10 protein-coding genes are annotated in these 12,642 nt (G+C 41.6%); 6 read left to right on the forward strand and 4 right to left on the reverse strand.

The features are described 5' to 3' along the window. The first annotated feature begins 120 nt into the window (after window positions 1-120). From BDD43_RS28370 to BDD43_RS28385, 4 genes are all read left to right on the forward strand, one after another. Window positions 121-1,275, forward strand: a complete 1,155-nt coding sequence (locus BDD43_RS28370) for a homogentisate 1,2-dioxygenase (RefSeq protein WP_121201589.1) — start codon at window positions 121-123, stop codon at window positions 1,273-1,275. Window positions 1,276-1,354: 79 nt separating this feature from the next. Next, entirely contained in the window at window positions 1,355-2,503 is a 1,149-nt protein-coding gene (gene hppD, locus BDD43_RS28375) for a 4-hydroxyphenylpyruvate dioxygenase (RefSeq protein ID WP_121201590.1), read from the forward strand. A gap of 284 nt (window positions 2,504-2,787) precedes the next feature. Continuing rightward, complete coding sequence (locus BDD43_RS30995; protein WP_121201591.1) at window positions 2,788-4,314, forward strand: sensor histidine kinase; 1,527 nt, start codon at window positions 2,788-2,790, stop codon at window positions 4,312-4,314. An 18-nt stretch (window positions 4,315-4,332) separates the two neighbouring features. Further along, window positions 4,333-4,740, forward strand: coding sequence for a response regulator (locus BDD43_RS28385; protein ID WP_121201592.1), 408 nt, complete (start codon window positions 4,333-4,335; stop codon window positions 4,738-4,740). 188 nt (window positions 4,741-4,928) lie between these two features. Here the strand turns inward: BDD43_RS28385 and BDD43_RS28390 are convergent, their stop codons facing one another. The 4 genes from BDD43_RS28390 to BDD43_RS28405 form a co-directional block, all read right to left on the reverse strand. After that, window positions 4,929-6,224 carry an Ig-like domain-containing protein gene (locus BDD43_RS28390; RefSeq protein WP_162847188.1) on the reverse strand — a complete coding sequence of 432 codons (1,296 nt, stop codon included), beginning with the start codon at window positions 6,222-6,224 and terminating at the stop codon, window positions 4,929-4,931. Between the two features lie 74 nt (window positions 6,225-6,298). Then, a complete protein-coding gene (locus BDD43_RS28395; RefSeq protein WP_121201594.1) occupies window positions 6,299-7,279 on the reverse strand; it encodes a type I phosphomannose isomerase catalytic subunit in 981 nt (326 codons plus the stop codon). Window positions 7,280-7,339: 60 nt separating this feature from the next. After that, the gene (locus BDD43_RS28400) at window positions 7,340-8,377 is read right to left on the reverse strand and encodes an agmatine deiminase family protein (protein ID WP_121201595.1); all 1,038 of its coding nucleotides are present in this window, start codon (window positions 8,375-8,377) and stop codon (window positions 7,340-7,342) included. Window positions 8,378-8,415: 38 nt separating this feature from the next. After that, window positions 8,416-9,285, reverse strand: a complete 870-nt coding sequence (locus tag BDD43_RS28405; RefSeq protein WP_121201596.1) for a carbon-nitrogen hydrolase — start codon at window positions 9,283-9,285, stop codon at window positions 8,416-8,418. 301 nt (window positions 9,286-9,586) lie between these two features. Here BDD43_RS28405 and BDD43_RS28410 point away from each other — a divergent pair, with 301 nt between their 5' ends. Together BDD43_RS28410 and BDD43_RS28415 are read left to right on the forward strand one after the other, a co-directional pair. Beyond that, a complete protein-coding gene (locus tag BDD43_RS28410) occupies window positions 9,587-10,732 on the forward strand; it encodes a lysylphosphatidylglycerol synthase transmembrane domain-containing protein (protein ID WP_162847189.1) in 1,146 nt (381 codons plus the stop codon). Between the two features lie 134 nt (window positions 10,733-10,866). Next, window positions 10,867-12,636 carry an aromatic amino acid hydroxylase gene (locus BDD43_RS28415; protein ID WP_121201598.1) on the forward strand — a complete coding sequence of 590 codons (1,770 nt, stop codon included), beginning with the start codon at window positions 10,867-10,869 and terminating at the stop codon, window positions 12,634-12,636. The last annotated feature ends 6 nt before the right edge of the window (window positions 12,637-12,642 follow it).

Below are 12,642 nucleotides of genomic sequence, written 5' to 3' on the forward strand. Positions count from 1 at the left end.
TATAAAGCTATCGCTTTATAACTTCTATTTGCAGCTTCAGCAGCCCCCCTCCTATCGCAGAAAGTATTACCAATAGCTTTCAAACCCGTTTTACTTTTATTAACCTAAAAATAACGCATTATGCCTATTTACCACACATTAGGTACTATTCCGCCCAAAAGGCATACCGTTTTCCGCAAACCGGATGGCGAATTGTATGCCGAGGAACTGGTATCTACCGAAGGTTTTTCGAGCCTTTATTCCCTGGTTTATCACTGCTATCCGCCAACCATTGTTAAAGAACTTGGCGAACCTTACTCGGTTGAACCTAAAATAGCCCGCGCAAAGCACCTTAAACATACCAGCCTCATCGGTTTTAATGTACAGCCCGAAGACGATTATCTGCAAAGCCGAAAACCCGTACTGGTTAACCAGGATCTGCATATTTCGCTCGCCGCGCCACGCAACTCCATGACTGACTATTTTTATAAAAACAGCCAGGCCGACGAGGTGATATTTATTCACCAAGGCTCCGGCACTTTAAAAACAGGTTTCGGTAACATCCTGTTTGCTTATGGCGATTACCTGGTTGTGCCGCGCGGCACCATTTACCAATTGGAGTTTGACGGCACCGATAACCGCCTGTTTATTATCGAAAGCTTTAGCCCTATCCGTTCGCCAAAGCGATACCGCAACCAATACGGGCAGCTAATGGAGCATTCGCCCTATTGCGAACGCGACATACGCAGGCCGCAAAACCTGCAAACCCACGATGAGCATGGCGATTTTAAGATACGTATTAAAAAACAAGGCTTAATATACCCCTACATCTATGGCACGCATCCCTTCGATTTTATAGGTTGGGACGGCTTTCATTACCCCTGGGCATTCTCCATTCACGACTTTGAACCCATCACCGGTAGGCTGCACCAGCCACCGCCCGTACACCAAACCTTTGAGGGAAACAATTTTGTGATATGCTCCTTTGTACCCCGCAAATACGATTATCATCCACTGGCAATACCCGCGCCATACAACCACAGTAATGTAGATAGCGACGAGGTTTTGTATTATGTAGACGGCGACTTTATGAGCCGCAAACATGTAGTAAAAGGGCAAATAACCCTGCACCCCGGCGGCATTCCGCACGGCCCTCACCCTGGCCTGGCCGAAAAATCAATAGGTAAAGAAGCAACCCAGGAATTAGCTGTGATGATTGACCCCTTTAACCCGCTGATGATAACCGAAGAGGCTTTAAAAATTGAGGACGAAAATTATTACAAAAGCTGGCAGTAGCCCCACCCAAACCCTCCCCCGAAGGGAGGGCTTTAAAAAACCACATCACCTTTAAAACATATAGCACAACACAAACACTATGGAAACAACAACATTTCAAAAAGTCTCCCCTACTGGGGGAGATTTAGAGGGAGCCACCCACGACTTTTTACCCCTTAACGGTACCGATTACGTAGAATTTTACGTAGGTAATGCTAAGCAGGCTGCCCATTTTTATAAAACTGCCTTCGGCTTTCAAAATCTGGCTTATGCCGGGCCCGAAACCGGCCTGCGCGACAGGGCATCTTACGTATTGCAGCAAGGTAAAATACGTATTGTGCTAACCACGCCCATGCATTCAAATCATCCTATTGCCGAGCATATTAAAAAACATGGCGATGGCGTAAAGGTACTTGCCCTTTGGGTTGATGATGCTTATGATGCCTTTGAGCAAACTGTTAGCCGTGGTGCAAAGCCTTTTCAGCAGCCGCAAACCATGACCGATGAGGACGGCGAAGTACGCACAAGCGGTATTTACCTGTATGGCGAAACGGTACACCTTTTTGTTGAGCGCAAAAACTACAAAGGCGCCTTTTTACCGGGCTACAAAAAAATGGAATCGCACTTTAACCCCGAGCCAGCCGGTTTATTGTATGTAGACCATTGCGTGGGCAACGTAGGCTGGAATAAAATGAACCAATGGGTTAATTTTTACGAAGATATTATGGGTTTCCGTAACATACTCACGTTTGACGATACAGCCATATCTACCGAATACTCTGCCTTAATGAGCAAGGTAATGAGCAACGGAAACGGCTACGTTAAATTCCCGATAAACGAACCCGCAGAAGGTAAAAAGAAGAGCCAGATTGAAGAATACCTTGATTATTACGAAGGCGAAGGCGTACAGCACCTTGCACTGGCTACACACAACATTGTTGAAACAGTTACCCAACTGCAAAACCGTGGTGTTGAATTTTTAACCGTACCAACTACTTATTACGATACTTTAACCGAGCGTGTGGGCCATATTGACGAAGACCTTGAACCCCTTAAAAAACTAGGTATACTGGTTGACCGCGACGACGAAGGTTATTTACTACAAATATTTACTAAACCTGTTGAAGACAGGCCAACCGTTTTTTTTGAGATTATACAACGCAAAGGGGCACGCTCATTTGGTGCGGGTAATTTTAAAGCCCTGTTTGAAGCCATAGAGCGCGAACAAGAACTTAGGGGTAATTTGTAAACCATGTAAATAAAATTACAATAAAAGCCCTTAAAACAGGGCTTTTATTGTAATACCGTGCAGGTAATTTTTGAATTATCAGGAATATTTATATTTTTACTTCATCATATGATAATGATTTGGCAGAGAGGCATAATATCCCCCCTATTGCAAACCAGAAATATAACTGATTAATTAAAATTTACAGTAGCTGTACTTAAATTATTGCAATCTGTTAACCATATAGTATAAACGTTTATTATTAACCATTTTTATTTGTTGATAGCAATAGTTTGCTAAAGCGTATGCCTGATAAAATTTACACAAATATTGGGGATAACCAGGTAGGGTTTGATACGCTTGCCGACCATTACTTAATAAATAAACCTTTATATAAACTTATTGAAAGTACCAATACCGGTATATGGGAACGCAGCATTACCACAAATGATGCGTGGTGGTCGCCTAAGTTTTGCGAATTACTGGGTTACAACTATGGCGAAATAGAAACCAACTACCTTTTTTTTCTGAATAAAATAGTTCATCCGAACGATGTGGAGATGATTTATACCGCTTTTCAGAGCCATCTAAAAAATCAAACACCTTATAAAATTGAGTACAGGCTGCTAACCAAAAACCAGGGATACCGTTGGTTTGAAGTTTCGGGCAAGGCCTGGCCCGATCATACCGGCCAACTTGCACGCATGATAGGCGCCATTGTTGATATAGATGCCAAGAAACACATCGAAATCAATTTAAGGCGAAGTGAATTTTTGCTTCGCGAAAACAACAAGATTGCCCACATAGGCGGTTGGGAGATGGACGTTGAAACACGCGAGATATTTTTCTCCAAAGAGGTTAACGAGATATTTGAATTAGATTCAGATCGTATTTTTGATTTGCCAACGGCCATTAACTTTTTTGAGCCCGGCTACCGCGAATTAATTGTAGAGGCCATAGATAATGCCATTGAACATTGCAAAGCTTATGATTTGGAGCTTATACTAAAAACAGCAAAAGATAACATCATTTGGGTGCGCACCAAAGGCGTACCCGTTGTTGATGAACATGGCCATTGCGTTACCTTACGCGGAATATTCCAAAACATTAACGACACCAAGATTAAAGAACTCGATTTACATAACTCGCTCAACCTGTTGAGCGATCAAAACAAACGGCTTCAAAATTTTGCACACATCGTATCGCACAATTTACGGTCGCACACGGGTAACCTGCAATTTATGGTTAACCTGTTTGAAGAAGTTACCGCACCTGCCGATCAAAAAGAGGTATTCAATAACATCCGCTCCATCAGCGAAAGCCTGGCCAATACTATCGATCATTTAAACCAGATTGTAAAAATACAAACGGAGATCAATAACGAAAAAAAGGAGCTTTACTTTAAAGATTTTTTTAATAACTCCCTTAACGCCATCGAAAATAACATTGCCGAAACCGGTGCAACCGTTAATGTTGATTTTTCGGCCTGCCCGGTTGTAAACTATGTGCCCGCATACCTGGAAAGCATCTTCCTCAATTTATTAACTAACGCCCTCAAATACCGGCATCCCGACCGTAAGCCTCAAATAAGTTGCAAAACTTATTTGGAACTTGGCCATACTTATTTAACCTTTGCCGACAATGGCCTTGGAATTGATTTGAAAAAGCATGGCGATAAACTGTTTGGCATGTATAAAACCTTTCATAAAAATGCCAATGCAAAAGGTATTGGTTTGTTTATCACCCGCAATCAGGTTGAATCGTTAGGTGGAACTATAAAAGTTGAAAGCACCGTAAATGTTGGTACAACATTTATAATTAAGTTAATATAAAATTCCCCATAATTAATAATGACTATTGTAAAATCTATTAATACCGTATGCCTTGTAGACGACGATGAAATATACATCTACGGAATAAAGAAACTGATTGAATTGAAACAGTTATGCCCCAATTTGATTGAATTTAGAAATGGTAAAGACGCCATCGACTTTTTGATAAACCCGGATAATACCGAAGAACTGCCCGACGTGATATTTTTGGACATTAGTATGCCCATTATGGATGGCTGGGACTTTATGGAAAGCTTTTCGCAAATTAAACCAAACCTGGGCAAAAAAATTACAATTTACATGGTGAGTTCGTCAATTAACGATGATGATATTAACCGGGCTAAAAACATTTCGGACATATCAGATTACGTTGTAAAACCTATTACCTACGATAAATTGCTGGAATTATTCCGTTTAGCAGCGTAGTTAAAAGCGGCATTAATAACAGTGCTGCTTTTGTTAACTTTTAGGTTTTTAAGTGCTGCTGTACTTGCATGCCCTCAGGCAAAAAAGTGAATAATGCAGCCAAAACAGCTATCCCACAATTAATACAGCGGCAAACCCTATTAAAATCAAAAAATTTGGTTTCAATAGGGTTTGTTCTAAAAGGTAGTTTACTTTACTTTAAAATGTACGGTATATGCTTGCAGCGGATAACCTTTTTGCGACTTAAATGATTTGCCGGTGATTACAAAATCGTACGTTTTTCCAGATTGTAAGGATAATTTGAGTTTAAATGATTTACGATCGTTTGTAAATCCGGCTACGCCCGAAATAGGAAAATGCTCTTTGCCATCGTCACCTAAACTAATAGAATAACCTTCGCCCATTGGCTCAGAAAAGTTGATGGTGAGTTCGGTTAGTAATGCGCTAACATCTTCTTTTCCATTAATGTCGGGAGTAAAGCTTACTACTTGCGGCTGTAACTTTTCAAACTTTTTTAACAATTCCTCTTTGTTAAAAGGCTCTGCATAGTATCCAGACTGTCTAAGAAAATCTATAATCTGCTTTTCATTAGTGTAATCCAACTCAATTATCTTTTTTATCGCCTGCTTTTTGTCGGCATGATGCTGATAGTAAGCCTGGCAAATAGCATAACCTATAAAATAACCAAGATCTGGATGGGGGCTATTGGAGCCGTTATATAACCAATTGCCTGTAGCGCTGCTAAACATTTCAATGCGAAACTTCTCTTTGAGTTCTTGTTCATGCATTCTGCCGTAAACTACATAGGCGTTATTATTCTTCTTTAGGGTAACCAGCTCGGCAATAAAATCAGCCGAACCTTCCATAATCGTTTGCGCAAGCAAAAACTCCCCGTCGCTAGCCTTTTGTTGTGTATGCACATACTCATGCACATTAAGGCTAACAATGTTTGACGACTGTTGATTTTTAAAAACGTTTTTCAACCAGTCGTCTAATTCCGAAGAATCGGTATTTTTGTCTGCCGATGCAATTTCCGCACCCACAAGCACCATATCATCGTTAGTGGTGCCGCCCGAGCGCAGGCCGCCAACCGTAAAATACATTTTAGCCGGGCGCATACCAGGGTACAGCTTCCTAAAATTGGCTATACTTTTAGTAATGGCAGGAACCTGGTTTTTAATACTTAATGTATTAGCCCTAATACTTTTCCAAAATTTAGGATACTTATTAATCAACGCCACCCACAGCTTTGCATTATAGGCCCGGGCTTTCATAAAGGCTTTAAGGCCCGGCGTGCCTTTGTCAACGTAAAGGCGTTGAATAAAATCAACTTGCTTTGCTGTGTCGCTTGTGATTGCAACACTATCATAGGCATTCCAAAACCGGTCAATATCCTCGGTATATACTACCTTTACATTACGTGGTTGTGCCTCAATTAACAGGGGTAAACAAAAAATAAAAGCGAGCAAATAAATGTGTTTCATGATAACCTGTAGACACATTTTTATTTACATATGTTACACAAGGCCAAAAATATTTTATTAACCCTTATGCACAATTAAGCAATATAACTTTCTAAAATTTTAAAGCCGGTTGTTGTTTTTATTTCTATTTGGTTAACGGTGTTGGGCAACAAAATGCATTCGCCCATTTTAACTTCATAGGTTTCGCTTTGGTGAGTAATGGTATAGGCCCCTGCCACGCAAACATGTATCACAAACGAATCCAGGTTGGAGTAATCTTTGTTTGTACCCTCGGTAAAGTCCATTACGTTGGTGGTAAAATATGGGCAGCTTACCAAATGAATATCCTCGTTTTCGGCAGGTGTGTAGCGTGTTTTATAATCAGGGTATTGTTTATAATCTATAGCAGCTAAAGCTTCTTCGGTATGTAATTCGCGTTTGTTGCCTTTATCATCTACGCGGTCAAAATCGTATATCCGATAGGTAATGTCCGATGTTTGCTGCACTTCGGCCAGCAATAAACCTTTGCCTATGGTGTGTACACGGCCAGCCGGTAAAAAGAAAACATCGCCGGCATTAGCCTCTTCCTTATTCAATATATCTTCTAAATGGCCGGCATTTAGTTTTTCCAGGTACAGTTTTTCATCAACCTGCTGGTTAAAGCCCGTAATAAGCGTTGAACCCGGATCCGACTCAATAATATACCACATCTCGGTTTTACCGAAAGAATTATGGCGCTTTTTAGCCAGTTCGTCATCCGGGTGAACCTGTATTGATAGCCAATCGTTAGCATCAATAAACTTTACCAACAACGGAAAAATATTACCAAACCTATCGTAGACCTTTTTACCAACCAATTGGTCCTGATATTTCTCTAATAGATCAGCCAGTGATTCGCCTTGTAAAGCACCACCCTCTACCACCGAAACATCCGATTTTACGCCTGATATTTCCCAGGTTTCGCCGCAGTTAGGCAGTGGCGAAAAATCTTTACCTAAATAAGTGTTGATTTTGTTACCACCCCAAATTTTGTCTTTGTAAATGGTTTTAAATTTTAGAGGATATAATGCCGACATAGGTTTGCTTTTATGTAATACGCGAATTTATACTTTAATAGCCAATATCAAAAAAGATTACTAAACTTCGGGCTCCTGCTGGCTCAGGCAATGGAAACTGCCCAGCCCCCAAATAATGTCGGTTGAGTCAATCCCAACAACTTTTCTATCGGGGAAACACTGGCCTAATATTTGCAAAGCCCTATCATCGTTTTCATCACGAAAAGTTGGCATAACCACGGCCGCATTGCCAATATAAAAATTAGCGTACGATGCCGGTAAACGCTGCTCATCGTAAACAACCGGTTTAGGCATAGGCAGTTCAACAATATTTAATTGCTTGCCGTTAAGCAGCCGCATTGCTTTTAAGGCTTGCAGGTTGTGCTGTAGCAGATGGTAGTTTTCGTCGGCTCTGTTTTCTTCAACAACGGTTACTACGGTATCGTGGTTAACAAACCGTGTAATATCGTCAATATGCCCGTCGGTATCATCACCAACAATACCGTCGTTTAGCCATAAAATTTGCTCAACACCGTAATAATTGTGCAGGTAGCTTTCAATTTGCTCCTGGTTTAAATGCGGATTGCGGTTTGGGTTAAGCAGGCACGCTGTGGTAGTTAACAAAGTACCGGCACCGTTAAAATCAACCGAGCCGCCTTCCATCACAATGCCGGGGTTAAAAACAGGCAAATTAAAATGGTTGCCAATTTTTGTTGGTATAACATCGTCCAAATCAAATGGCGGATACTTGCCGCCCCAGGCGTTATAACCCCAATCAACTATTGCCTTCTTTTTGGTTTCCCGGTTTACCAAAAATGCAGGGCCATGGTCTCGGCACCAGGCATCGTTAGTTGCAAAGTGGAAAAACTGAATTTGCTTCAAATCGACACCAACTTTAGTCAATTGCTCTTTAGCAAAAGCCTCCATTTGTGTATTGGCCACGTTAATGCGCACCAATTGCCCTGTTGATATAATTTTTATAAACTCGCAATAGGGTTTATATATAGTGTCGATCTTTCCCGGCCACGATTCTTCTTTATGCGGCCAACTAAGCCACATTGCAGTCTGTTTTTCCCATTCGGCGGGAAAGTGGAAGCCTTGAGCGATCGGATAATCCATAGTATTAGCTTTATGTTATTGTATTTCTATCCTGGTAATTAGTCGCCGTCTATTAAGCGTTTGGTAATAGGTTGATACGAGTCTATCCTTCTATCGCGCAAAAATGGCCAGTGGGTTCGGTAGTAATCGGTTTTATCTAAATCCAGTTCGTGGATAATGTTTTCCTCATCATTGTGCGATGCCTGGTAAAGTATGGTACCAAATGGGTTTGATACAAACGAGCCACCCCAAAATTTAACACCGGCTTCTTCGCCAACACGGTTAATACCTATTACGTGTACACCGTTTGCAACGGCGTGCCCGCGTTGTATAGTTTGCCAGGCGTTGTATTGCTCTACATTAGTAGCCTCATCCTGAGTAGTGGCCCAGCCAATTGCAGTTGGATAAAACAATATTTCGGCACCCATTAATGCTGTTATACGTGCTGCTTCGGGGTACCATTGGTCCCAGCAAATAAGCACGCCAATGGTGGCAAATTTGGTTTTAAAAACCTTGTATCCTAAATCGCCGGGGGTAAAGTAAAATTTCTCGTAAAAACCGGGGTCGTCCGGGATATGCATTTTGCGGTATTTGCCAAGATAGGTACCATCGGCATCTAAAACGGCGGTGGTATTATGATAAACACCTTGTGCGCGTTTTTCAAATAGCGAAGCAATGATAACCACACCCAATTCGGCAGCTACCTTTGATAGCTCGTCGGTAGATGGGCCGGGGATAGACTCGGCCAAACTAAAATTATCATGGTCTTCAACATCACAAAAATAGAGCGAGGTAAACAACTCTTGCAAACAAACTATCTGCGCACCACCAGCGGCGGTTTCGCGCACCTTTGCAATAGCTTTTTTTAGGTTATCTGCCTTGCTTGCCGTACAACTCATTTGCACCAGGCCAACTTTAACTTTCGACATATCGCTTCCCGTTTTTAATATTTCCGCAAAAGTAAAACTTTAATGTTAAATAGGATGTCATAAATAAATGCTTATAGATCATAGTTGATGGTTCATAGATCATGGTTGATAGGTTATAGTTTATGAAAGGTAAAGTATTTACAAATCATGGTAGAAGCGCGATAATTTGGTATTGATGCTTTTCGTTGATGAACTATCAACTATTATCTATGAACCACATTTAAATAAACCCATTTGTAAACTAAGCTTTTTATTAGCTTTGCATTGAATGGCTTTACGCCATTGGTACATAAACAACACCATGACGAACAAAGATTACTACCATATATTAGGCGTAAACGGAGATGCTACACCGGATGATATTACCCAGGCATATCACGCAGCAATTGCCGCTAACAACAACCCCGATGCCGGGGAAGCCTACCAAACACTTATTGACCCCGAAAAACGCCGCGAATACGACGAAAACTATATTGGCCCCTTTGACCCATCGGACTCATACCTTGTAGAAGATTTGGAAACCATAACTGCCGAAAAAAAGCCTAAAACTTTTAAAGATACGCTTTGGAATATAACTAAACTGCTTTTAAAAATAGCCGTTACCGGCCTGCTGCTTTATTATGTATTCAGCCAAATACATATCGATCAGGTTAAAACCCTCATCAGCCAGTCAAATCCCTGGTGGATGATGGCGGCTATATTAACCTTTTTTGTTTCAACCATGGTTTCGGCTTCCAGGTTAATGAGCTTTTTTAAATCGATAGGGTTAAACATACGCTGGCAATTTAACCTGCGCCTTTATATGCTGGGCATGTTTTACAACCTTTTTTTACCGGGCGGTATTGGCGGCGATGGCTATAAAATTTACCTGCTCAATAAAAACTATAAAATGCCCGCAAAAAAGGTTTTCTGGGCCATTTTGTTTGATAGGTTGAGCGGCTTTTGGGCCATAGGTTTAATTACAGCAGTACTGGTTATATTTTTACCGCAGCTAAAGGTATTGCACATAACCCCGGTATTGGCCTGGGCCGTATTTTTGGCGGCAACTGCTGTATATGGCTTTGTAGCATACAAGTTTTTTAAAGATTACACAAAGCATTTTATCGAAGCTCACATCAAGGCTGTCGGCGTACAATCGTTACAGGTGCTAACTATTTTGTTGGTGATGATAGCTTTACACCATACCGAAAAATATGCGCCTTATTTATCGGCATTCCTTATGTCGTCTATGGCGGCGGTAATCCCATTTAGCGTTGGTGGTTTAGGCTTCCGCGAATTCATTTTTAAATATGTTGTTGCCGAAATGTTCCACATGAATGGCGATCTGGCCGTAGTATTGAGTTTATCGTTCTACGTTATTTCGGGCATTATTTCTCTCCTCGGGGTTTACTATGTTTTCCGTACCGATAAACTGGATAAGGATTTACCCGCTAAAGAGAAGAAATAAACGTTCAAAACATTCGTTCATTTGCATCGTTATATAATTGCGAAACTAAACAAAGTCAAAATTTAATATTAACCCATAAACCTGGAGCGATATTTTATTTTTAGTTTTACAGCAATTATAAACCTTGCGACAGCATGAGCGTATTTAACAATTTTAATAATCCGCAGGTGGCGGCTTTGCCAAAACACCTTAAACAATACATTGTAGATCAGCATTACGAACACTATACCCCGATAGATCATGCCATTTGGCGCTACGTAATGCGGCAAAATTACAGCTACCTAAAGGATGTTGCTTACTATCCCTACATTCCGGGTTTAGAGAAAGCGGGCCTTACTATCGAGAGCATCCCTAATCTGCAAAACATGAACGACGCCCTTGCAAAAATTGGCTGGGGCGCCGTTACCGTTGATGGTTTTATACCGCCCGCCGCCTTTATGGAATACCAGGCCTACCGCGTGCTGGTAATTGCTGCGGATATAAGGCAACTTAACCATATTGAATACACACCCGCTCCGGATATTATACACGAATCTGCGGGGCATGCGCCCATTATTGCCGATACAGAGTACCATCAGTACTTAAGCTATTTTGGTTCGATAGGTGCTAAGGCTATGTTTTCGGCACAGGATTTTGAGTTGTACGAAGCCATACGCGCCCTCTCTATTTTAAAAGAAATGCCCGATGCTGATGCCAAAGCCGTTAAGCAAGCCGAAGAAGAGCTTGCCTACTGCCAAAACAACATGGGCGAACCATCGGAAATGGCCTTATTAAGCCGCCTGCACTGGTGGACGGTTGAATACGGATTGATAGGCACTTTAGAGGACCCTAAAATATATGGTGCCGGGCTATTGTCTTCCATCGGCGAAAGCTCAAGCTGTATGCTACCCAATATTAAAAAACTGTGGTACACTGCCGATACCGTTAATTATCCATACGATATTACTAAGCCCCAGCCCCAATTATTTGTAACACCCAACTTTAAAAACCTTATTGATGTGCTTGAGCAGTTTGCCAATACAATGGCCTTCCGCATAGGTGGCCTGTATGGTTTGCAAACAGCCATAGCAAGCAAAAACACCTGTACGGCTGTTTATAGTTCGGGCTTGCAGGTATCGGGCACGTTTACAGAAGTTTTGGAGGTTGGCGGTGCAGCTACTTTTATTAAAACTACAGGGCCAACAAACCTTTCGTACCATAACAAACAGTTAGATGGGCATGGCAAAAGCTATCATCAGCACGGCTTTAGTTCGCCGGTTGGCAAGCTAAGGGGGGTTAATATGTCTTTAGAAGATATGGCACCCCGACAGGCCGGAATTATAGTAAACCAACAAGCTACGCTTACTTTTGAAAGCGGAATTGAGGTAACTGGTGTTGTTAAAAACATCCTTAGTCAGCACGGTAAAACCTTGCTCATCACATTTGAAAATTGCACCGTGGCCAACCACGTCGGTAAAATTTTATTCGATCCCTCCTGGGGATTATATGATATGGCCGTTGGCGAAACCATCACATCCGTATTTTGCGGTGCCGCCGATAAAGACGCCTTTGAAGGTATTGTTTACCAACCCAAAACCAGCACCTACCATCCGGAGTACGATGCCAAGGCGGTTGAGTTACACCAACTGTATCAACAGGTGCGCAACTGCCGGCAAAACCATTCGGGGTACCATACTTTGCCATCCAACTGGCAAACACTGCAACTTGAGCATCCAACCGACTGGCTATGCGCTTTAGAAATTTTAGAGATACTGGAGCACGAGGAAATTTATCCCGAAACGGCCCAACAAATACATAAGTTTTTAGAACAACGGGCCACAAACGAGCCCGAATTAAAAAAATTAATAACCGATGGCTTTTACCTCATTAAACACCCGGTAGAACAAAAATTGATAGTTCATTAAAATATT

The organism is Mucilaginibacter gracilis, assembly GCF_003633615.1.
GTDB classification, from domain to species: domain Bacteria; phylum Bacteroidota; class Bacteroidia; order Sphingobacteriales; family Sphingobacteriaceae; genus Mucilaginibacter; species Mucilaginibacter gracilis.

Bases quoted from the DNA above. Each gene is read 5' to 3' on its own strand.
- BDD43_RS28370 (WP_121201589.1), top strand. From the start codon at position 121: ATGCCTATTTACCACACATTAGGTACTATTCCGCCCAAAAGGCATACC.
- hppD (WP_121201590.1), top strand. From the start codon at position 1,355: ATGGAAACAACAACATTTCAAAAAGTCTCCCCTACTGGGGGAGATTTA.
- BDD43_RS30995 (WP_121201591.1), top strand. From the start codon at position 2,788: ATGCCTGATAAAATTTACACAAATATTGGGGATAACCAGGTAGGGTTT.
- BDD43_RS28385 (WP_121201592.1), top strand. From the start codon at position 4,333: ATGACTATTGTAAAATCTATTAATACCGTATGCCTTGTAGACGACGAT.
- BDD43_RS28390 (WP_162847188.1), bottom strand. From the start codon at position 6,224: ATGAAACACATTTATTTGCTCGCTTTTATTTTTTGTTTACCCCTGTTA.
- BDD43_RS28395 (WP_121201594.1), bottom strand. From the start codon at position 7,279: ATGTCGGCATTATATCCTCTAAAATTTAAAACCATTTACAAAGACAAA.
- BDD43_RS28400 (WP_121201595.1), bottom strand. From the start codon at position 8,377: ATGGATTATCCGATCGCTCAAGGCTTCCACTTTCCCGCCGAATGGGAA.
- BDD43_RS28405 (WP_121201596.1), bottom strand. From the start codon at position 9,285: ATGTCGAAAGTTAAAGTTGGCCTGGTGCAAATGAGTTGTACGGCAAGC.
- BDD43_RS28410 (WP_162847189.1), top strand. From the start codon at position 9,587: ATGACGAACAAAGATTACTACCATATATTAGGCGTAAACGGAGATGCT.
- BDD43_RS28415 (WP_121201598.1), top strand. From the start codon at position 10,867: ATGAGCGTATTTAACAATTTTAATAATCCGCAGGTGGCGGCTTTGCCA.